The organism is Agrobacterium sp. ES01 (assembly GCF_050320885.1).
Taxonomy (GTDB): Bacteria; Pseudomonadota; Alphaproteobacteria; order Rhizobiales; family Rhizobiaceae; genus Allorhizobium.
This window is the reverse complement of the sequence record NZ_JBNQTH010000001.1, coordinates 800535-820554: the sequence shown is the minus strand read 5'-3', so window position 1 is coordinate 820554 and position 20020 is coordinate 800535. Positions and strand designations below refer to the sequence as shown.

19 protein-coding genes are annotated in these 20020 nt (G+C 59.7%); 7 read left to right on the top strand and 12 right to left on the bottom strand.

Annotated elements, in window-relative coordinates; all coding sequences use genetic code 11:
- Positions 1–257: 257 nt before the first annotated feature.
- The 6 genes from ACQQ2Q_RS04165 to ACQQ2Q_RS04140 form a co-directional block, all read right to left on the bottom strand.
- Positions 258–1028, bottom strand: a complete 771-nt coding sequence (locus tag ACQQ2Q_RS04165; protein WP_428185759.1) for an HAD-IIB family hydrolase — start codon at positions 1026–1028, stop codon at positions 258–260.
- The gene (locus ACQQ2Q_RS04160; RefSeq protein WP_428185758.1) at positions 1010–2347 is read right to left on the bottom strand and encodes a glycosyltransferase family 4 protein; all 1338 of its coding nucleotides are present in this window, start codon (positions 2345–2347) and stop codon (positions 1010–1012) included. Before ACQQ2Q_RS04160 ends, ACQQ2Q_RS04165 begins: the two co-directional genes overlap by 19 nt.
- A 304-nt stretch (positions 2348–2651) precedes the next feature.
- On the bottom strand, positions 2652–3323 hold the full coding sequence (locus ACQQ2Q_RS04155) for a LutC/YkgG family protein (protein ID WP_428185757.1): 672 nt from the start codon (positions 3321–3323) through the stop codon (positions 2652–2654).
- Positions 3324–3328: 5 nt separating this feature from the next.
- Complete coding sequence (locus ACQQ2Q_RS04150) at positions 3329–4753, bottom strand: LutB/LldF family L-lactate oxidation iron-sulfur protein (protein ID WP_428186475.1); 1425 nt, start codon at positions 4751–4753, stop codon at positions 3329–3331.
- A gap of 4 nt (positions 4754–4757) precedes the next feature.
- Positions 4758–5543 carry a (Fe-S)-binding protein gene (locus ACQQ2Q_RS04145; RefSeq protein ID WP_428185756.1) on the bottom strand — a complete coding sequence of 262 codons (786 nt, stop codon included), beginning with the start codon at positions 5541–5543 and terminating at the stop codon, positions 4758–4760.
- Positions 5540–6388, bottom strand: coding sequence for a FadR/GntR family transcriptional regulator (locus ACQQ2Q_RS04140; protein WP_428185755.1), 849 nt, complete (start codon positions 6386–6388; stop codon positions 5540–5542). Before ACQQ2Q_RS04140 ends, ACQQ2Q_RS04145 begins: the two co-directional genes overlap by 4 nt.
- Positions 6389–6617: 229 nt before the next feature.
- On the opposite strand from ACQQ2Q_RS04140, the gene ACQQ2Q_RS04135 reads away from it, so the two are divergent.
- On the top strand, positions 6618–8027 hold the full coding sequence (locus tag ACQQ2Q_RS04135) for a DUF6880 family protein (RefSeq protein ID WP_428185754.1): 1410 nt from the start codon (positions 6618–6620) through the stop codon (positions 8025–8027).
- A 31-nt stretch (positions 8028–8058) separates the two neighbouring features.
- Here the strand turns inward: ACQQ2Q_RS04135 and ACQQ2Q_RS04130 are convergent, their stop codons facing one another.
- Positions 8059–9282, bottom strand: a complete 1224-nt coding sequence (locus ACQQ2Q_RS04130; RefSeq protein ID WP_428185753.1) for an MFS transporter — start codon at positions 9280–9282, stop codon at positions 8059–8061.
- A 115-nt stretch (positions 9283–9397) separates the two neighbouring features.
- Here ACQQ2Q_RS04130 and ACQQ2Q_RS04125 point away from each other — a divergent pair, with 115 nt between their 5' ends.
- Positions 9398–10207 carry an AraC family transcriptional regulator gene (locus tag ACQQ2Q_RS04125; RefSeq protein ID WP_428185752.1) on the top strand — a complete coding sequence of 270 codons (810 nt, stop codon included), beginning with the start codon at positions 9398–9400 and terminating at the stop codon, positions 10205–10207.
- A gap of 19 nt (positions 10208–10226) precedes the next feature.
- Here the strand turns inward: ACQQ2Q_RS04125 and ACQQ2Q_RS04120 are convergent, their stop codons facing one another.
- Positions 10227–11123, bottom strand: a complete 897-nt coding sequence (locus tag ACQQ2Q_RS04120; RefSeq protein WP_428185751.1) for a LysR family transcriptional regulator — start codon at positions 11121–11123, stop codon at positions 10227–10229.
- A 134-nt stretch (positions 11124–11257) separates the two neighbouring features.
- Here ACQQ2Q_RS04120 and ACQQ2Q_RS04115 point away from each other — a divergent pair, with 134 nt between their 5' ends.
- The 4 genes from ACQQ2Q_RS04115 (at position 11258) to ACQQ2Q_RS04100 (ending at position 15918) form a co-directional block, all read left to right on the top strand.
- On the top strand, positions 11258–12691 hold the full coding sequence (locus ACQQ2Q_RS04115) for an FAD-linked oxidase C-terminal domain-containing protein (RefSeq protein WP_428185750.1): 1434 nt from the start codon (positions 11258–11260) through the stop codon (positions 12689–12691).
- Between the two features lie 67 nt (positions 12692–12758).
- Entirely contained in the window at positions 12759–13970 is a 1212-nt protein-coding gene (locus ACQQ2Q_RS04110) for an FAD-binding protein (RefSeq protein ID WP_428185749.1), read from the top strand.
- A 113-nt stretch (positions 13971–14083) separates the two neighbouring features.
- The gene (gene glcF, locus ACQQ2Q_RS04105) at positions 14084–15388 is read left to right on the top strand and encodes a glycolate oxidase subunit GlcF (RefSeq protein WP_428185748.1); all 1305 of its coding nucleotides are present in this window, start codon (positions 14084–14086) and stop codon (positions 15386–15388) included.
- Positions 15389–15447: 59 nt separating this feature from the next.
- Entirely contained in the window at positions 15448–15918 is a 471-nt protein-coding gene (locus tag ACQQ2Q_RS04100) for a hypothetical protein (protein WP_428185747.1), read from the top strand.
- 9 nt (positions 15919–15927) lie between these two features.
- Here ACQQ2Q_RS04100 and ACQQ2Q_RS04095 read toward each other — a convergent pair whose 3' ends face one another.
- The 3 genes from ACQQ2Q_RS04095 to ACQQ2Q_RS04085 all read right to left on the bottom strand — a co-directional run bounded on the left by ACQQ2Q_RS04095 (position 15928) and on the right by ACQQ2Q_RS04085 (position 18417).
- Entirely contained in the window at positions 15928–16608 is a 681-nt protein-coding gene (locus tag ACQQ2Q_RS04095) for an outer membrane protein (protein ID WP_428185746.1), read from the bottom strand.
- Positions 16609–16852: 244 nt separating this feature from the next.
- Positions 16853–17548 carry a L,D-transpeptidase gene (locus tag ACQQ2Q_RS04090; RefSeq protein ID WP_428185745.1) on the bottom strand — a complete coding sequence of 232 codons (696 nt, stop codon included), beginning with the start codon at positions 17546–17548 and terminating at the stop codon, positions 16853–16855.
- Positions 17549–17673: 125 nt separating this feature from the next.
- Positions 17674–18417 (bottom strand): L,D-transpeptidase, encoded by a 744-nt coding sequence (locus tag ACQQ2Q_RS04085; protein WP_428185744.1) that lies wholly within the window; start codon positions 18415–18417, stop codon positions 17674–17676.
- A 214-nt stretch (positions 18418–18631) separates the two neighbouring features.
- On the opposite strand from ACQQ2Q_RS04085, the gene ACQQ2Q_RS04080 reads away from it, so the two are divergent.
- On the top strand, positions 18632–19267 hold the full coding sequence (locus ACQQ2Q_RS04080) for a DNA-3-methyladenine glycosylase I (RefSeq protein ID WP_428185743.1): 636 nt from the start codon (positions 18632–18634) through the stop codon (positions 19265–19267).
- 69 nt (positions 19268–19336) lie between these two features.
- On the opposite strand, the gene ACQQ2Q_RS04075 is transcribed toward ACQQ2Q_RS04080, so the two are convergent.
- Positions 19337–20005 carry a DNA-3-methyladenine glycosylase I gene (locus ACQQ2Q_RS04075; RefSeq protein WP_428185742.1) on the bottom strand — a complete coding sequence of 223 codons (669 nt, stop codon included), beginning with the start codon at positions 20003–20005 and terminating at the stop codon, positions 19337–19339.
- Positions 20006–20020: the final 15 nt, after the last annotated feature.

Genomic DNA, 20020 nt, shown 5'->3' with positions numbered 1-20020 from the left:
ATCCCGCGCGGCAACTCCGCTATAGTTTTCCATATATTCCCCGAGGCATCCGTCGGACCGGAAGAGAGGGTTGCTCACTGCAATATCTGTCGAAGTCGCCCAACCGCAGGGTGTTGTCCAAGATCGTTGCGGAAACCCCTCGAATCACTTCCACATCATTGAAGCATAAGATCCTAATATAAGGATTGATGCAATCACGAGTGGTGTCGACAGCAAATATGCTCTTGCCGGCCCGGAGCGGTGTCTCGGGGGATGTCTTAGCTGCGGATGGGGGAGGGGACGCGGAAGTGCAGGAGACCTTCAATCACGCCATCGGCTTCTGCACGGCTGGCATGGTAGAAGAAGTCGGGATCGTCAAAACGGGCTTTCAATTCGTCCAGCCCGTTGCGCGGAATAATCCCGCGAATGCCCGGCAGCACGAACATGCCGCCGTCATTGCCGGTGTCGCCGGCAACAATGGCTTCATCCGGGCCAAAGCCCAGTCGGTCGCAAAGCCATGTCAGTGCTTGCCCCTTGTCGGCATTGGCAGGCAGGATATCCAGATCGCGATTGCTGGAATAGACCACCTTGACGGCCAGTCCCTCGGCTTCCAGACGTTTCTCCAGATCGCTCAGGCTTTCATTGCTTGCATCATGGAAATACCAGCTGGATTTGTGCTGGTGCTGATAGCGGGCGGGCTGACGCTCGATTCCGTCCATCGCGCCCAGCACGGCACCGATGGCGTCGACGTCGTAGCCCTCGCTTAAGGAGCGCGAATAGGCTGTGGAAAGTTCAGGCTGGTTTTCGGCCACCATCATCGTACCGACACCGCCAATGACGAAATCGGCTTGCGGCAAGCCTTCGCCAGCGGTGAATTCCAGAATGTCATCCACCAGCCGACCGCTGTTATAGACCAGCAGCGGTCGGGTGTCGGGCTCAAGCTCATGCCAGAAGGTGGAGAAGCGTGCGCTCGCCTCCCGGTCTCCCGCCAGAGTGCCGTCGATATCCGATGAGATCAGCCGAACAGGCTTCAGTCCCCGTCGTTCCATGGTTCTGCCCAATCGCTTTCGTCCAGGGCCTGCGCAACGGGCCGTCCTTCGACAAGCGCGATCAACTGCTGTGCAATCCCTGTCCAGGTGAACAGACTGCGCGCCTTGTGCGCACCCATGCGCGACAGACGGCCATAAAGGCGTGCATGCTTGAACGGCTTCATCATGGTGATGCCGAGGTCTTCCTTGTCGAATGTATCGGCAAAGAGCGCATGTCGGCCGTAGCTGATGGCGCGGAACAGGCCGCCGTGAACGGTCACCACCGTCGGCGTGCCGCTGGCCATGGCCTCTATCGCCGTCATGCCGAAGGGTTCGTAGCGCGACGACAGCACGAACATGTCGGCGGCGCGGTAATAATCCGGCAGCTCCTCATCCGAGATAAAGCCGGAGAAACGAACCTGATCCTCGAGGCCGAGCTCTTTCACCTTGGCCGTAAGCTCGTCATAGATCTTCTGCTCGTGCTCATCCATGTTCTCGCCGCCAACGGCCAGATGCAGTCGCGCATCGGGAACGCGCTTGGCCATCACCGAAAAACCGTCGATCAGGAGGTCGTAGCCCTTGTTGGTCGCAAGCCGGCCGAGTGCCAGCACGACCTTGCCTTCAAAGCCAAGCTGGTTGCGGATCATCTGGCGCGATGCATTGGAGACCGGATAGAAGCGGTTGTCGTCATAACCCGGCGGGATCATGTGAACGCGGTTGCGCGGAACTTCGTAGTCTTCCATCAGCATATCGAGCTGGATCGGCGTGGTGGCCACAACCAGCTGACAGGTCCGGTAGATGATCGTCTCGTGCTGGATGCGTTCCTTGAAGTTGAACTCTTCTTCGAACTTGTCCGCCTTTTCGGGATAGTCCGTCTCCATCTGCCGTTTCTTCCAGAGGCCGACGGAGTGAGGCGTGTGGATGTGCGGAATGTTCAGCGCTTCAGACACGCGCTGACCGGCAACGCCGGCGTCCCAGTAGTGGCTGTTGATGAACATGTAATTCAGCTCTTCGCGCTTGATATAGCGCAGAGCCTTTTCACACCATTCGCCCAGATAGCGGTGCAGATATTCTTTCGGAATGAAATCCTTGCCGCCGCAGGGAATGCGGATGACGCGAACCAGCTCATCGACTTCATCGATTTCCGGCTGGTCTTCGAAGCGGCGGGTATAGATGTCGACCTTGTGGCCGAGCTGGGCAATTTTCTTTGCGAGTTCCAGAACGTACACCACCTGTCCGCCAGTATCTGCGGCGCCAAGGGGTGGATGAGCGGCAACATAGCCGTGCGTGGAGATGAGCGCGACGCGCGGCATCTCATTCAAGTCATTGCTGTGCAACATGATTTTCCCAAATTAGAAAATTCCTCCCGGGGAGGCAAGCCAGAAACGCAAAAAAGAAGGATTGGTTCCGTCTTTTGAGAATTTATTTGTTCGCATCTGCGAAGACACGACAGCTGTGCAAAGTCTGGCAAAGCCTTGTGACGCGGGAATGACGACCCGCGGGAGGCAATACTTCCCGTATTCGAACGCTATATTAGGCGCTTGTTATCGACGGGCGATCATGGGCTGAATGTGCATGCCGATGCAAGCCCGGACGGAGACTTAAGCTTTTGACTTGCTGAGAGACGGCGTCGCTGCCGCCCGCTCAGGCCAGAATGACGATATGCAGCGCGCGCGGTCCGTGGGCCCCCAGAAGAAGCGTCTGTTCGATATCGGCAGACCGCGACGGGCCGGTGACGAAATTGAGCGTGCGCGGCATGACGGCTTTGCCGTAGCGTTGGCGAAGTCGTGCGAATAGCGTCTCCATGTCACCGGCAATATCCTCAACCTTCAGCGCCACGATGTGATGCTCGGGCAGGAAGGTGACGGTCACCGGATTGTCCGGCCCGGATAGAAGCGCCAGCGTTCCGGTCTCCGCAATCGCACCGAAGGCCAGACTGACACCGGCGAGGTCCTCGCCGTCCGATGCACCCTGTTTCACCTCTAGCGTCTTCTCCGTCGCCCAGTCCGCACGGGCCAACAGGCTATCGTCCCCGAGACGGATCGAGGCTGGAAGATTGTGGGATTTCAGGTAGTCGACGACATGGGCGGCCAAGGCCTCGATACCGTCGATCCGCGCCGTGCTGGCATTGTATTTTTCCGCCATGGCAACAAACAGAGCAATGCGCTCATCTGTCGGCAATTGCCCGCGTTTGGGAATGACGCCAACGGGAGCCGATTGCAGTCGCTCGGCCACGGCAGCGGCACGTGTCTTGTCATCGGCCGCTGTGCGCAAGGATGAGCGGATCTTGGTGAGGATTGCCGATCTGCCATTCATGTCCGTCACTCCGTCTTGCCGTTGCGCGCCGCCCATTGCGCCAGGAAGGTACTGCCCTCCGGTGCCGGCAGGTCCCGATATTTCGTCCAGCCACCGGCAAGTGGCAGGCTGCGAAGCCGTTTGCTGGCGCCGCCCAGTGTAGACAGTGTCAGGGCGGCCATGGACGCTGCTGTGCGGTATAGCTTCGGATGCCGCGCCACAAAGGCCCAGGCCTTGATCCCGTAGCGGGCCGTGGCCGGCGTCAGATGCCGCTCGAATTCCTTTTCGCGCCAATGCCGCATCATCTTCGGCAGCGGAATATGCATCGGACACACGCTTTCGCAGCGCCCACAGAAGGTGGATGCATTGGGCAGATGCGCCGACTGCTCGATGCCGAACAGAGCTGGGGTCAGAACGGCACCCATGGGGCCGGGATAGACCGAGCCATAGGCGTGGCCGCCAACGGCATGATAGACGGGACAGTGGTTCATGCAGGCGCCGCAACGGATACAGCGCAGCATTTCCTGGAACTCGGTGCCGAGCATGGCGCTGCGGCCATTGTCGAGCAGGACCACGTGATATTCGCCGGGACCGTCCGGATCCGCCTCCCGCTTCGGCCCGGTGGAAAAGGTGGTATAGACCGACATGTCCTGGCCGGTGGCAGATCGCGCCAGCACCCGCAGGATCTGTGCGCAGTCTTCCAGCGTCGGTACGATCTTCTCGATCGAGGCCACCACCACATGCACCTTGCCCAGCGTTTGCGTCAGATCGCCATTGCCCTCATTGGTGACGATTACCGAGGATCCCGTTTCGGCGACCAGAAAATTGGCCCCGGTAATGCCGACATCGGCCTGGAAATAGCGCTTGCGCAGCACCCCGCGCGCTTCCGACAGCAGCGTTTCCGGAGCCGTCAGGTCGCGGTTCGGATCGAGATCCGTGTGGAACTTGCGGAAGTCTGCTTCCACCTGGTCCTTGTTGAGATGCACCGCCGGCGCGATGATGTGGCTTGGATGCTCGTGGCGCAGCTGGATGATATATTCGCCAAGATCGGTCTCCACCGGCTCGACGCCATTGCCTTCGAGGAATTCGTTGAGATTGATCTCCTCGGTGATCATCGACTTGCCCTTGGTGACAGTGCGGGCATTGGCCTTGCGGCAGATGTCGAGAATGATTTGGCGCGCGTCTTCTGCCGTCTCCGCCCAGTGCACATGGCCACCGGAGGCCGTCACCTTCTGCTCATAGGCTTCCAGATAGTGATCGAGATGGTCGAGCGTGTGGTTCTTGATGTCGCGACCGCGGTTGCGCAATTCATCGAATTCATCCAGCGCAGCGGCGGCCTTGGCCCGTTTTTCGATAAAACCGACCTCGACATTCTTGAGCGCCTTTTGCAGCTGCGGATCGTTCAGCGCGTTGACCGCATTGGCCTTGAAACTGGGTGAGGTGAATTCCATCGTGTCAGCCTCGCTTTCCCGAACCGGCAATCGGCGCATTGTCGGTCATCCCGGCCAGCACCTCGGCCACATGGCGCACAGCAATGGTCTTGCCCTCACGCTTCAGCTTGCCGGCCATGTTCATCAGACAGCCCATGTCGCCAGCCAGAAGCATATCCGCGCCGGTGTCTGTGATCGCCGTGGTTTTCTTCTCCACGATGGTGTTGGAAATGTCGGAATATTTGACGCAGAACGTGCCGCCAAAGCCACAGCAGACATCGCTGCCGGCCATTTCCTTCAGTTCCAGCCCCTCGACGGAAGAGAGCAGCTTGCGTGGCTGCTTCTGGATGCCGAGTTCGCGAAGCCCCGAACAGCTGTCGTGATAGGTCACGCTGCCATCGAGCTTTGCCTCGACATTGGAGATGAACATCACGTCGGTGAGGAAAGAGACGAGTTCATGCACCTTATTCGAAAAGCGCCGACAGCGTTCTTCCCATTTCACGTCGCCGGCAAAGAGCTCGGGATAGTGTTTCTTCAGCATGCCGGCGCACGAGCCCGACGGTGCCACCACATAGTCGAACCCCTCGAACAGTTCGATCACCTGCTCGGCAATGGCGCGCGTATCGGCCTTGTCGCCGGTATTGTAGGCCGGCTGCCCGCAACAGGTCTGCGCCATCGGTACATGCACTTCACAGCCCGCCTGCTCGATCAGTTTGGCCGCGGCAAAGCCGACCGACGGGCGAAACAAATCCACCAGACAGGTGGCAAACAGGCCGACGCGGGGCTTGGTGACGGTGGTCGGGGCATTCATCGTTTGCTATTCCTTGTCTCTTCGGTCGGGTCATCCGCGCTGGCCATCTTGGGCCTTGACGACCCGCCCTGCCGGTTCAGCAGTCTCAATTCAGCGATGCGGTCGCGCTGTCCTGCCCGCTCACTGTCTTCCGTTGCGCGCATCACGAAGTCGATATGGGCTTGCGCTGCCGCCTTGGCGCGCTTGCCGTCGCCGGACAGGATCGCAGCATAGATGGCCTCATGCTGCTCCAGCAGAGCCTCGCCTGAATTGGAATGAGCGAATACGGCCTTGCGGTTGAAGAAGATCCCCTCGCTCAAGAGCCGGTAGCAGGCACGCAAGGTGTGCAACAGGATGATGTTATGGGCGGCCTCGCCAATGGCGTTGTGAAATTCCACATCCGATGCCAGTTCCCGCTCGGCTTCGCCTGCCGCATGGGCTGCGCGCATATCGGCAATGATGCGCGAAAGCTGGGCCTTGTCGCCCTCTGTTGCGCGGGCGGCTGCAAGTTCGGCGGTCATGCCTTCCAGCTCGCGTCGGTATTCCAGATAATCGCGTGTCGCACGCGAATGGCGTGAGATGAGTGCGGTCACCGGCTCGGAAAAGATTTGCCCGATGATATCGGCGACATAGGTGCCGCCGCCATGCTGGCTGATCAGGAGGCCGCGGCTTTCGAGTGCCTTCAACGCCTCGCGCAGGATCGGGCGCGAGACGTCGAGCTGAAGGGCCAGATCCCGCTCGCCCGGCAGTCGGTCGCCATCGCGCAGCACACCGTCGAGGATCAGTTCCTCGATCTGCCGCACCACCTCGTCGGCTGTGCGGCTGTGGCTGACTTGCGTAAAAATCCCGCTTTGGCCCTGTTCCACCTGCTCCTCCATCGGCAAATGTCTAGCAACAGTCTCCACAACTGGTCAAATTAATTATCCAGTCTTGATCTGTCGGCAAGGCCCGCATCGGGGCGCTATGAGTGCGATACCCGCACTCACTCTTCCGGTTGCGGTTGTTTGCCTTTATGTCGTAACGGAATAGTCGCTTCCGCATCGCTATCTGAGGCGATCTCCAAAAACACCGATAAGGCAGGGTTCCACGCCGCCGATGGCAAAACAAAAGCGCGCAAAACTCGACAAGAACGGCCTCACCACTCTGGGCATCGACAAGCTGATCGAAATTCTTGTGGAAGAGGCCGGTGCCAACAAGGCGTTGAAGGCGAGGCTACAGACGGCGCTGGCCGGCGAGAGCAGCCCTGAGGAAATGGCACGGCTGATCGACAAGCGCCTTGACCTGCAGGAGCAGGCGAAGACGCGGATATCGTCGGCTCGCGCCAAGGATCTGGCCGTCGAGTTTTCCGGTCTGGTCCGCAATATTTTCTCGGAGCTTGGCAGTGTCGATGGTGCAGCTGCCGGTGAGCGCATCCTGCGGTTCCTCTCGCTGCGCTTCCGTATCTCCGCGCGGCTGGTCAATGACAGCGCCCGCCTTTGGAAAGTGTTTGACGATGCCGAGGGAAACGCGGTTCAACTGATCCACGGCCTGACAGCGGAGCAGCAGGCAGAACTCGTGCCCAGCATTGAAAAACTGCGAAGGCGCGATCGCTATGGCGAACATACCGGCTTTCACCGACAATTGGCCAAGGGCCTCGCAACGTCTGCGGCCGATGTGTGGAAAGCCACGCTGTCGGAGGTCGTGGCCAAGGAGCCGGCAAAGCTCGGTGCGCTCGATATCCTGCAACTGATCGCCCTCAACACAGATGACGTCGATGGATATCTCGCGCTCGAACAGACCAAAGCCGAGAACCGTCGCGATACGCTGGTGGTTGCCCGCATGCTGCATCAGGCCGGCCGCCATGCGGAGGCGCTGGAATGGATCCGCATTCGCCCGCCGCAGATGCGGCTGTTGATGGTACAGGGCATCGTCGCCAATGTCGGCCCCGAATATGAAGCCAGAGAGCGTCGGCTGCTGGAGGCCGATATTCTTGAGAGCCTCAAGCGCCGCAGCGATGCTCAGGAGGTTCGCTGGAAGGAATTTGCAGAAACCTTCGATCCCGAGGTTCTGAAACTCTATCTGTCGAAACTGGATGATTTCGCCGAGTTCGAAGAGCTCGACAAGGCCCTGGCCGTGGTCACGTCCGGCGACGACATCTATTCGGCACTCGAATTCCTGGTGTCGTGGCCGCGCCTCGATCTGGCCGCCGATCTGGTCCTGCGCCACGCCGCGCGCTGGGATGGTCGCCACGACGATGTGCTGGCTCCGGCTGCCGAAGCACTGAGCGACCATAACCCGTTGGCCTCAACGCTTCTTTACCGCGAACTGGTCACCTATATCCTCAAGCGCGGTCTGGGCGACGCCTATGACGACGGCGCCAGTCATCTGATCCAGCTGGCGCGGATCGCGCCGCAACTGCCGCAAGACCTGTCGATCAAAAGCCATGGCGCGTTCCTCGAAGAGCTGAGGCGTATCCACGTCAGAAAATACGAGTTCTGGAAGCTGGTCCCGCCGTTCCTGGCGTGAAACGGCGGCGACCTTTGATCCCGATCTTGGGTTAGTGCGACCGCTGCGCCGTATGACGGCGTCCCTTGCCGAGATCCGGCAGCAATACAGTCAGCAAACCCAGCAACGGCAGGTATGAGCACAGATTGTAGACGAAGATGATGCCCTTGCTGTCGGCGACCACGCCCAGCACGGCCGCGCCGATTCCGCCGATGCCGAAGGCGAAGCCGAAAAACAGCCCGGCAATCATGCCGACCCGGCCCGGCACCAGTTCCTGGGCAAAGACAACGATGGCCGAAAAGGCAGAGGCAAGGATTAGCCCGATGATCACCGTCAGCATGATCGTTGGCCAGTAGCCGACATAAGGCAGAGCCAGCGTGAAGGGCAGGGTGCCGAGAATGGAAAACCAGATGACGAATTTGGTGCCGAACCAGTCCACAATCGGTCCGCCTGCCACGGTGCCAACGGCGACAGCACCGAGGAACACGAACAACAAAATCTGCGCCTGCTGCACCGAAATGTCGAAACGTTCGATCAGGTAGAAGGTGTAGTAGCTCGACAGGCTGGTCATATACACATATTTCGAGAAGATCAGCAGGGCCAGAACGGCAATGGCCTTGATGATCGTCTTGCGCGGAAGAACGAGTGGCGGCGTCGCGGCCGAGCGCTTTGCAATCGCAACCCGGTGATGGGAATACCACAGGCCCACGCGCCACAACACGATCATGCCGGTCAGGGCCGCCAGCGAAAACCAGGCGACGCTTTCCTGCCCGTTGGGCAAGACGATGAAGGCTGCAAGCAGCGGGCCGATTGCCGAGCCGAAATTGCCGCCCACCTGAAAGATGGATTGTGCCAGCCCGTGCCGTCCACCGGAGGCGAGCCGGGCAACACGTGAGGATTCCGGATGAAAGATCGCCGATCCGAGACCGACGGTCCCGGCGCCCAGCAGCAGCACCCAGTAGGAATGCGCGTAGGCCAACAGGACGAGGCCGATCAGCGTGCAGGCCATTCCGGCTGACAGGGAATAGGGCAAGGGCCGCTTGTCGGTATAGATGCCGATCAGCGGCTGGAGCAGCGAGGCCGTCACCTGAAAGACAAGGCCGAGCAAACCGATCTGGGCGAAATCGAGCGCGTAGCCGTCCTTGATCATTGGATAGAGGGCGGGGATCAGCGACTGCATCGTATCGTTCAGCATATGGCCGAAGCTGGTGGCCAGAATGATGCCGAAGACGATATTTTCGGGCTGATGGTCGTGATCTGTTGCGGTGTTCGCCATGTCGATGCTCCCTAGTAACGGCGATTGTCTATAACGGGATTTGCGTGCGACAACTTTCGTGTTTTGGTCTATCTTTTTCGCAAGTGGGCCAATTGCATGTGGGGGGGGGAGATGTATGGTGACGAAGACGGTCGAGACCAGTGTATTTCGCGAGCGTCTGTCCGGCGTCGTTGGGCCATGGGGACTGACCCCGCCAGATCCGAAAACCTATGTCGCCGGCGAGCGGATTGCCCTGCATCGCCACGACTGCCCGCAGCTTCTCTATGCCCGTCAGGGCGTGCTGATCGCGGCAGTCGACAAGGCGCGCTGGATGGTGCCGGCCGGGCATGCCCTGTGGATCCCGGAAGGGGCCGAACACGCAGTCGAAATGCTGGTCAATGTCGATCTGATATCATTGCATGTGGCCCCGGATGTCATACCACATATGCCGGTCCAAGCGCGTGTGGTGGAGGTCAGCAGTCTTGCCCGAGAGTTGATCCTGGCGGCACTGGAAGCCGGCCCTGCGGGGATTGCATCGAACCGTATGGATCTCGTCATGCCCTTGCTGCTCGACGTCTTGTCGGCACTGCCTGAACGGGAACTCGGCCTGCCCTTTCCCCGCGATCCACGTCTTGCCACCCTTTGTCGTGACTTTGTCAAGAAGCCGACAGCCGATCTCGCCATCGACGAATGGGCGCGCACTCTGTCGATGAGCAGGCGCAGTTTCACCCGTTTCTTTCGCCGGGAAACCGGGCTCAGCCTCTCCCTTTGGCGTCAGCAGGCCTGCCTGTTCTCCGCCCTCCCGCGCCTTGCCGATGGAGAGGCCGTGACCAGTATCGCGCTCGATCTCGGCTATGACAGCATCGCCGCCTTCACAACCATGTTCAAGCGGATGATGGGCGCACCGCCACGCGCTTATGTGGGCGCGCGCAAGTCTGCGGCGTAAAGACTGCGATCGCCGGTGGCTATAGCTCCCAATAGGGTATCGGCCCGTAGAGCTCCGTCAGATAATCGATAAACAGCCGCACCTTGGCTGGCAAAAATTGCCGGCTCGGATAGATGGCCGAAACCGAGACATTCTTGGAACTTTCATAGGCCGGCAGCACCTGTCGAAGCCTGCCGTCTTTCAGCTCCGGGCCGATATCCCAGGTCGAGCGCAATGCGATACCCAGGCCCTCGATCACGGCCTCGCGGATCACTTCGCTGGAATTGGTAATGAGCCGCCCCTCCGGGCGAAAGCTGACGGCGCCGTCCGGTCCTTCCAGTCGCCACAGGTCGAAATTATGCGGCGGCAGGCAGATATGACGCTGCAGATCATCGAGGTTTGCGGGCTCTCCATAGGAGGCAATGTAATCCGGAGCGGCACACAGCACGCGCCGTACGGAGGCAAGTTTGCGCGCCACCAGGCTGGAATCGGTGAGCTCGCCAATGCGGATCGCCAGATCGAAGCCGCCGCCGACAATGTCGGTAAACTCATCCGATAGCACGAGATGAATCGTCAGCTCTGGATGCCGCTCCATGAAGGCTTTCAGATGCGGGGCCACATGCATGCGGCCAAAGGATGTGGGGGCTGAAACCTTCAGCGTGCCGCGCACTTCGGACGAGCGTCCGGCGGCGAAGGCTTCAGCGTCTTCAAGACCCGCCAGCACGGCGATCACCCGTTCGTGAAAGCCTTGGCCTGCTTCCGTCAGCGAGATCTGCCTTGTGGTCCGCTGCAACAGCCGCGTGCCCAGCCGCTCCTCCAGCCGCTTGATGCGTTTGGACACAACAGCGGGTGAGAGGCCGAGTTCGCGCGCGGCCGTCGACATGCTGCCGGTGGCAATCACCTGCGCGAAGACTTCGAGATCACCGAGATTGGTCATGATATCGCATTCTTTCCTGATTTGTCATAAGTGCATAGCATTTGCGCCCTTTGTCGCAAAGTGGTAAAAAATAAATACCAGTTGAAGTCAGGCGTGTTGGTGTATATTCGAAAACCAACTGGGGAGGCCCTGCCATGTCCGATGCGATTGCATTCCTTGAACCCGACCGGAAGGTCCTGTCTCGGCGCGCCGAGATCATTGGCGACCTCAAGGAGTTGCTCCCTCCGGAGCGGCTGATCCACGAGGCGATGGAGCTCACCCCGTTCGAGACCGATGGCTTCATTGCCTATCGTCGTCGTCCGCTGGCGGTTGCCTTGCCGGAAACCACCGCCCAGGCCGCAGCGGTGATGAAATATTGCCATCGATACAATATCCCCGTCGTCCCGCGTGGTGCGGGAACATCGCTGTCCGGTGGCGCGATCCCGCAGGAAGATGCCGTCGTCATCGGCCTGTCCGCGATGGCGAAAATTCTCGAAGTCGATCTGCCCAACCGCTGCGCCCGGGTTCAGGCCGGCGTGACCAATCTGGCGATATCCGAGGCGGTTTCGGCAGACGGTTTTTTCTATGCACCCGATCCGAGTTCGCAACTGGCCTGCACCATTGGCGGCAATATCGGCATGAATTCCGGCGGCGCGCACTGTCTGAAATACGGTGTCACCACCAATAACCTCCTGGGCGTCACCATGGTGCTGGTCGATGGCACCGTGGTGCAACTGGGCGGCAAGGCGCTGGATGCGGAAGGCTATGATCTCCTCGGTCTCGTTTGCGGCTCGGAAGGCCAGCTCGGTATCGTCACCGAGGCCACCGTGCGCCTGATCGCCAAGCCGGAAGGTGCACGCCCGGTGTTGTTCGGCTTCGATAGCTCGGAGGCCGCCGGTGCCTGCGTGGCCGATGTCATCGGCGAGGGGATCATCCCGGTTGCCATCGAATTCATGGACAAGCCCGCAATTGAAATCTGCGAGGCCTTCGCCCATGCCGGTTATCCGCTGGATGTCGAGGCCCTGTTGATCGTCGAGGTCGAGGGTTCCGAAGCCGAGATGGACGCCATGCTCGCCAATATCGTCGAGATTGCCGGTCGCCACGGCGTCAAGACCGTGCGCGAATGCCAGTCTGCCACGGAAGCGGCGCTGATCTGGAAGGGACGCAAATCCGCATTCGGCGCAACCGGACGCATTGCAGACTATATTTGCATGGACGGCACGGTACCGCTTGGCCAGCTTTCCTATGTACTCAAGAAAACCGCCGAGATCATTGCCCGTTACGGGCTGCGCTGCGCCAATGTCTTTCATGCCGGCGACGGCAACATGCATCCGTTGATCCTCTACAACATCAACGACCCCGAAGATGCCGCCAAGGCCGAAGCCGCAGGCATGGACATCCTGCGCCTGTGCGTCGATGCTGGCGGCTGTCTCACCGGCGAGCACGGTGTCGGTATCGAAAAGCGCGACCTCATGCGCCATCAATATTCCGAGATCGACCTTGCCCAGCAAATGGCCATCCGCTCCGCCTTCGACGAAGCCTGGATCCTGAATCCGTCCAAGGTGTTCCCGCTGGAGGGGAGGGTGTGATGCACGGAATTGCGAAAAGCCGCTGCAGGCCGGACCGGATGGCGCCTGAGATGAAAGAAACCGCGCAATGCTGATGCCCAACACCGAAACCGAAGCCGCGGAAATCGTTCGCGCGCATGCCGACACTGCCGCAGCGCTGGACATCGTCGGCAATGCGACGCGCGGTGGAATCGGCAATCCGGTCGAAGCGGATCAAAGGCTGTCGTCGCGCGGGCTGACCGGCATCGTTTCCTATAATCCGGCCGAAATGGTGCTGTCGGCAAAGGCCGGCACGCCCATATCGGAGATAGAGGCGGCGCTGGCTGAGGCCGGCCAGATGATGGCCTTCGAGCCGATGGATCATCGCGGTATCATGGGCACATCCGGCGAGCCGACGATTGGCGGTGCATTTGCCGTCAATGCCTCCGGTCCACGCCGTATTTCGGCGGGAGCGGCGCGCGACAATCTTCTGGGCGTGCGTTTCGTCAACGGTATGGGCGAGTGCGTCAAGGCTGGCGGGCGGGTGATGAAGAATGTCACAGGCCTCGATCTGGTCAAGCTGCTGGCCGGTTCGCACGGCACGCTCGGCTTTTTGACCGAGGTCACCTTCAAGGTTCTGCCCGTTCCAAAATATTCCGTCACCATCGTCCTTTCCGGTCTCTATGAAGACGCGCAGGCAGCCGCTGTCATGGCAACCGCCCTTGGGCTTCCGGTCGAAGTGTCGGGTGCCGCCCATCTGCCGGTCATGGTCGCGCCGCATCATCTGGATGGGAGCTTGCCGGAAGGCCCGGCAACCGTGCTGCGGCTGGAAGGTCTGGAGGCCTCGGTGCTGGTGCGGGCAGAAAAGCTGGAAAAGGCCATGGCAGGTTTTGCTCCCGTCTCGCGCCTTGGACCAGACGATACGGAAACGCTCTGGCGCGAAATCCGCGATGTGAAAGCCTATAGTGACGGTACGGAAAAGCCTCTCTGGCGTGTCTCCATGGCACCGACCGAGGGCGCCAAACTGGTCGCAAGGCTGAGGCTCGAGGCGGGCATCGATGCCTTTTACGATTGGCAGGGCGGGCTGGTGTGGATGCGTATGGAAGCCGATCCTGAAGCCGATTCACTAAGGCAGATGATCAAGGCATTCGGTGGAGGCCATGCGACACTGATGCGCGCACCCGCAGTCCATCGAGACGGCATTTCCGCCTTTCAACCGCTGGCGCCGGCTGTGGCGCTGCTGTCGCAGCGTGTGAAGCAGAAAGTCGATCCCGTCGGCATCTTCAGCCCGGGGCGAATGGCCAGAGGAGCGGGCGCGTGATGAAGTCGATGTTACGCACGCGATTCCCAGGCCTGAGAGCTGGATCATCTGATTTTGCTGCAGCGACAGTCGCAGATGGCCTTGGCGCCGCCTGCCGTTTCGGAGGCATATAAGTGCAGACCAATTTCACCGCCGAACAGCTTTCCGATCCGCAGACGGCCGAGGCTGAGGCGATCTTGCGCAAATGCGTGCACTGCGGGTTCTGCACGGCCACCTGTCCCACCTATGTGACCCTGGGCAATGAGCTCGACAGCCCGCGCGGGCGCATCTATCTGATCAAGGACATGCTGGAAAACGATCGTCCCGCCGACACGCAGACGGTCACCCATATCGATCGCTGTCTGTCCTGCCTTGCCTGCACCACCACCTGTCCCTCGGGCGTGGACTATATGCACCTCGTCGATCATGCCCGCGTCCATATCGAAAAGACCTATCGTCGTCCCATCATGAACCGCCTGACGCGCGCGGTGCTGGCCATGGTGCTGCCCTATCCGGCGCGCTTTCGCGCGGCCTTGACGCTCGCGCGTTTCGGTCAGCCGCTTGCCGGTATGATGAAGGGCATAGCCCCGCTCAAGCCTTTCGCCGCCATGCTGGAACTGGCCCCGAAACAGATCCACACGCCATCGCAATTTGCAAAGCCCGCCATCCACCAGCCCGAAGGTCAAAAGCGCGGTCGCGTGGCCATTTTGACGGGTTGTGCCCAGCCGGTTCTCGACCCGAAGATCAACGAGGCCACCATTCGGTTGCTGACCCGTCTGGGCGTGGAAGTCGTGGTGCCGGACGGCGAGGGTTGCTGCGGCGCGCTGGTTCATCATATGGGCCGTGAGGAGCAGGCGCTCGCCAGCGCCCGCCGCAATGTCGATGTCTGGTTGCGTGAGTTGGAGCGCGGCGGTCTGGATGCGATCGTCATCACGGCGTCCGGCTGCGGCACAACCATCAAGGATTACGGCCATATGCTCAGGCTCGATCCGGCCTATGCGGAAAAGGCAGCCAGGGTCTCTGGCCTTGCCAGGGACGTGACAGAATATCTGGCCTCGCTCGATCTGCCGGAGGCCGAGCCCAAAGGCATGACCGTTGCCTATCACTCGGCCTGTTCGATGCAGCATGGCCAGAAGATCACCCTGTTGCCAAAGACCTTGTTGAAGAGGGCAGGCTTTACAGTCCGCGATCCGGCCGAAGGGCATCTCTGCTGCGGATCTGCCGGCACCTACAATATTATGCAGCCGGAGATTTCCGCCACACTGAAGCGTCGCAAGGTCAAGAATATCGAAGCGACCAGGCCGGATGTCATTGCTGCCGGCAATATTGGCTGCATCACCCAGATCGCAACGGGCACCGCCATCCCGATCCTGCACACGATTGAACTGCTCGACTGGGCTTACGGCGGCACCATGCCGAAGACGTTATCCAATCGCTAACAGATCGCTGTTAGTATAAATTTGGAAACCATAATATATCGTCGATACAGGAGATCCGCATGTCGCGCTGGAACGCTTTGCCTATCGCCGCGATCCTGTCATTGGCAGCCGCCATGCCAGCCGCTGCGGCCAGTCGCTTTTATTGCGCCATAGATGACGCCGCGTTGAAGCTATCGCTGGAGAGCAATTTCACCGATGGCAGCGGACGCCGGCTCAACCATTTCCGTGGCAAATTGCGCATCAAGGGCGACAAGGTTCCGGGCCTGTTTCAGGATCTGACGCTCAATACGCCGATGCTGACCCAGACCTGGGTGGACGAGAAAAGTTTGCGTCTGCGGTTCTATTACGTGACCGAACGCCAGTTTCCCTATGCCGCCATCGACATGATCGTGAATACGGAAGTTGTTCCGGGTGAAACGGCGCGGTTCCAGGGCAAATATTATATTGCCGCCGAGGCGGTAGACCCGAAAAGCGAGAAAACCGAAGAGGTTATTCGCACCCAGGGTCAGGTCGGGTGCGAATACAAATAAGGTTCTGCCTTACCAGTGGAAGGTCAGGCCGACATTGATGGCGTTGGTGAAGATTTCCGTCTTCAGCGACGAGCCGCTGTCGATATCCACATCCACCCACGAATAGTTGCCCTTGTATTCAGCAAAGGCCGACCAGTGTTCGGCGAACTGGTAGGAAACGCCAGCCTGTGCCTGCAGCGTTGCGCCACCGAGCTGGTAGTCGAAAGTCGAGCCTCCGGTGCTGGTGCGATCCACTTCCACATGCGGAATATTCACACCCGCACCGAGGCCGACATAAGGCGTAAACTTGGTGTTTTCGAGCGGCATGCGATAGAGCGCATTCAGCGTCAACAGGTTCAGACCATCGGTAAATTCAAAGTGGGTGAAACCTGCCGTCGTCTTGGTCGAATCGTCCGCGTAAACTTTTGTATGCGTATAGTCGAGCGCCACGCCCCAGTTGCTGTAGCCAAAATCGTCAAGCCACCAGGTTCCACGAACACCGTAATAAGGCGGGGCGCCGAACGACTTGCCTTCCCAGCTGGCCGTAAAGTCCTGAGCACCCGTCCCCGAGACGCTGACATCGCTATCGGTTGCACCTTGGACGCCGCCATAGACGGAAATACCCATCTCGGCATTGGCAGAACCTGCCATCAGGAAAACGAAGCCTGCCGCCGAAACGGAAGCAAGAAGAGAGGCTGGCAGAATTTTCATGAAGACATCCATCGTGCTGGAATAGACGGTCGAGACACGCAGGCCGCTATAGGTGATTCTCTGTTGATGACCCTGAACTTAAAGAGCTTGCTGCTATTTCTCTTTGACATTTGGATGCTTCAGTATCCGCCCGCCGTCACTTTACTCAGGTGATGTTGCCTAATCGCCACAACGATGCAACCGCAATCAATGAAAGCGCGCGATCGCTCGCGCGCTTTGCGTGTTCTTCTGCCAATTGTAGAGGTCAGCCGCCGAAAATCGTGCGCAGCAGATCGATGCCGTTATCCTCGAAATTCACCTTGCCCTGGCGGTTGCCGGGACCAACGACGATGACCTTGGTGCCGACATTGGCGCGAGCGTAGAGATGCTCCACATCCTTGTTCATCATGCGAATGCAGCCCGATGACATGTTGAGGCCGATGGTCCAGGGCTGATTGGTGCCGTGGATACGGAAAATGGTATCGCGGCCGCCCTTGTAGAGATACATGGCGCGCGCGCCGAGCGGATTGTCGGGGCCACCCTCCTGGACGATCGGCAGCTTATGTCCCTTTGCCGCTTCGCGGGCGCGCATGGAAGCCGGCGGACGCCATTCCGGCCATTCGGCCTTGCGCCCGATCTTCACCACGCCGGACCAGCCAAAGCCGTCGCGACCGACGCCGACGCCATAGCGTGTGGCGCGGTTCTTGCCATCGACGAAGTAGAGAAACTTGTTGTTGGTATCGATGATGATGGTGCCTGGCGCTTCATCCGTCTTGAAGTAGACGGAGCGGCGCTTGAACTTTTCCTTCACCGTCTTTTGCTGGGCCACCTGCACGACATTGCTCGGCACCGTGTCCGAAATATTGGCCGGAGCACGGGTGAAGGCGCTCGCATCGAGCGGAGATAAAATGCCGGTCGCGGCAATGGCGACCGCCGCCATTGCGGAGATGTATTTCGTCATGATGAGCCCTCTCTAATAGATCGACGGGAGGTTACTGAACTTCAGCATCGTTTCAAGAACGAATATGGGTCCGGAAAACGAATTTGTACCTTCCCCACCATTTTAGAGGGGAAAGGGCAATCCGATTACATGACGATTACAGACGTGCCGACCTTCACACGCTCATAAAGATCCGTCACGTCCTGATTGCGCATGCGAATGCAGCCGGACGATACGCCGTAACCGATGGTCCAGGGCGCATTGGTGCCGTGGATACGATAAAGCGTGGATCCAAGATACATGGCGCGGGCACCGAGCGGATTTTCCGGGCCGCCATCCATGCGGGCCGGCAGGTAATGTCCCTTGGCCGCCTCACGGGAAATCATCTCTTGCGGCGGTGTCCAGCTTGGCCACTCACGCTTGGCGGTGATCTTGTGGCGTCCGGCCCACTGGAAACCCGGTTTGCCGACCCCGACGCCATAGCGCCGTGCCTGACCATTGCCTGTGACCAGATACAAAAAGCGCTGCTCGGTATCGATCACGATCGTGCCGGGCTTTTCCTTGCCGTCATAGGCAACCATCTGCGGCAGGAAGCGCGGATCGATCTGCGTACGGGCAGGTTTGTTGGGTCGGGCAGCCACAGGCTGAGCCTGCGCAGGGCGCGGCGCTGCAGGAAACAGTGTCCGCTGGCTGCGGCCTTGCGAGGGACGAACGCTAGGTGGCGAATAGACCACCGGCCGCGCGGCACCACCAAGCTGCATCACCCATGGGGCGCTGAGATCGGGGCTGATCAGTACCGGTGGGCGTTGCTGATAGCGGTCTCCGGCCAGAACCGGTTGCGTCAACGCCAGAATCAGGCTGGCGGTCAAAAGAAAGCTTTTCTTGATCATCGGACGAACTCACTACTATTTCACCGAGAAGGGGGACCGGAACCTCTGGTCGCTTGCCGTCATCGTGACTCCGAGAACGCCGCGAAATGGTAAAGATGCGTTCATGAAAATGCCGCCAAACCTGTAAACCTTTCATCAGGGTTAGCAGGGCGTTTGGAAAAACAGTGAACAAATGGTAAACGACTGTTGATCGACAGTGTAGGATTCTTGACGAATGGAACAAAACGGCCTGATTATCGGAGACGACGGTCTGACGCGCTGCTTCTGGCATGGCGGGCTGGAGGATTACCGCCGCTATCACGACCAGGAATGGGGCCGACCGGTAACCGACGATATCAGGCTGTTCGAGAAGATCTGCCTGGAAGGTTTCCAGTCCGGGCTCTCCTGGCTCACCATCCTGAGAAAGCGCGAGAACTTCCGTGCAGCCTTTGCCGGTTTCGATTTTCACAAGGTCGCGCTGTTCGATGACGCGGATATTGCCCGCTGCCTTGCCGATGCCGGCATAGTGCGCCATCGCGGCAAGATCGTCTCCACCATCAACAATGCCCGCCGGGCCGTCGATCTGAAAGCGGAATACGGCTCACTGGCAACCTATTTCTGGAGCTTCGAGCCCAGCGCCGACGAACGACCGGCCCGCATGGATTATGAAACCCTGCGGGCCAACCCGACATCGCCGACGTCTGTGAAACTGTCCAAGGAACTGAAGAAACGCGGCTGGAGCTTTGTCGGCCCGACAACCATCTATGCCTTCATGCAGGCCATGGGGCTGGTGAACGACCATATCGAAGGCTGCTGTTGCCGCCCCGAAGTGGAGACGCTGAGGGCCGCTTTCGTTCGGCCGAAGGGGTGAGCGGCCCCCGATCCCTGGTTTCGGAGCATCTCAATACGCCTCTGGCCTGCCGGCCATCCTCACATCACGTCAATCGATACTCATCGCCAGCACCCGGCTGATCTCCACGAGGGATCGCCCTGACTGCGCGCGCCAGTCGTTGAACGCGGCCTGCACCGCTGCCTTGGCCTTGACCGATGTCGGCGGTTTGTCGATCACGCCTTCCGCAATCAGCCGGTTCACCACACTTTGCGACAGGATGAAGCTGTCGATGCCGGCAAAGCGCAGGAAATATTGTCCGGTATTGCCACCAAGCCGGCTGCCGCGCTTTTTCAGGATCTCCAGCAGGCCGATGTAATCCTCCGCAGGCCAGCCGGCGAAAAAGGCGCCGGCACTGCCGTATTCCGTTGCAAGATCGGACACGAAGCGCGCGTTTTCCTGGACCGTCCTGATCTTGGGACCGTGACGGACGATACGGGTGTCGGATACCAGTCGCTCGAAGTCTTCGTCATGGAGCATGGCGCAACGGGCGATGTCGAAACCGTCAAACGCGGCCTCGAATCCCGGCCACATGGCTTCCACCACTTTCCAGTTGAAGCCGGCCTGAAACACGCATTTCGCCATGAGGGACAGATAGCGGTCATCCGGCAGGGCCGCGATTTCAGCGCGTGTCTTCGGCGTGGCGAGATTGTTCTCCACGGCCTCTTCGCTGCCCTTGCGCCCGACGGCAAGCGCATAGATCTCGTCAAATCTGTGCATGATATTCCAGTCTCT

Coding starts and splice junctions, on each gene's coding strand:
- ACQQ2Q_RS04165 (WP_428185759.1), bottom strand. CDS start 1,028: ATGGAACGACGGGGACTGAAGCCTGTTCGGCTGATCTCATCGGATATC.
- ACQQ2Q_RS04160 (WP_428185758.1), bottom strand. CDS start 2,347: ATGTTGCACAGCAATGACTTGAATGAGATGCCGCGCGTCGCGCTCATC.
- ACQQ2Q_RS04155 (WP_428185757.1), bottom strand. CDS start 3,323: ATGAATGGCAGATCGGCAATCCTCACCAAGATCCGCTCATCCTTGCGC.
- ACQQ2Q_RS04150 (WP_428186475.1), bottom strand. CDS start 4,753: ATGGAATTCACCTCACCCAGTTTCAAGGCCAATGCGGTCAACGCGCTG.
- ACQQ2Q_RS04145 (WP_428185756.1), bottom strand. CDS start 5,543: ATGAATGCCCCGACCACCGTCACCAAGCCCCGCGTCGGCCTGTTTGCC.
- ACQQ2Q_RS04135 (WP_428185754.1), top strand. CDS start 6,618: ATGGCAAAACAAAAGCGCGCAAAACTCGACAAGAACGGCCTCACCACT.
- ACQQ2Q_RS04130 (WP_428185753.1), bottom strand. CDS start 9,282: ATGGCGAACACCGCAACAGATCACGACCATCAGCCCGAAAATATCGTC.
- ACQQ2Q_RS04125 (WP_428185752.1), top strand. CDS start 9,398: ATGGTGACGAAGACGGTCGAGACCAGTGTATTTCGCGAGCGTCTGTCC.
- ACQQ2Q_RS04120 (WP_428185751.1), bottom strand. CDS start 11,123: ATGACCAATCTCGGTGATCTCGAAGTCTTCGCGCAGGTGATTGCCACC.
- ACQQ2Q_RS04115 (WP_428185750.1), top strand. CDS start 11,258: ATGTCCGATGCGATTGCATTCCTTGAACCCGACCGGAAGGTCCTGTCT.
- ACQQ2Q_RS04110 (WP_428185749.1), top strand. CDS start 12,759: ATGCTGATGCCCAACACCGAAACCGAAGCCGCGGAAATCGTTCGCGCG.
- ACQQ2Q_RS04100 (WP_428185747.1), top strand. CDS start 15,448: ATGTCGCGCTGGAACGCTTTGCCTATCGCCGCGATCCTGTCATTGGCA.
- ACQQ2Q_RS04095 (WP_428185746.1), bottom strand. CDS start 16,608: ATGAAAATTCTGCCAGCCTCTCTTCTTGCTTCCGTTTCGGCGGCAGGC.
- ACQQ2Q_RS04090 (WP_428185745.1), bottom strand. CDS start 17,548: ATGACGAAATACATCTCCGCAATGGCGGCGGTCGCCATTGCCGCGACC.
- ACQQ2Q_RS04085 (WP_428185744.1), bottom strand. CDS start 18,417: ATGATCAAGAAAAGCTTTCTTTTGACCGCCAGCCTGATTCTGGCGTTG.
- ACQQ2Q_RS04080 (WP_428185743.1), top strand. CDS start 18,632: ATGGAACAAAACGGCCTGATTATCGGAGACGACGGTCTGACGCGCTGC.
- ACQQ2Q_RS04075 (WP_428185742.1), bottom strand. CDS start 20,005: ATGCACAGATTTGACGAGATCTATGCGCTTGCCGTCGGGCGCAAGGGC.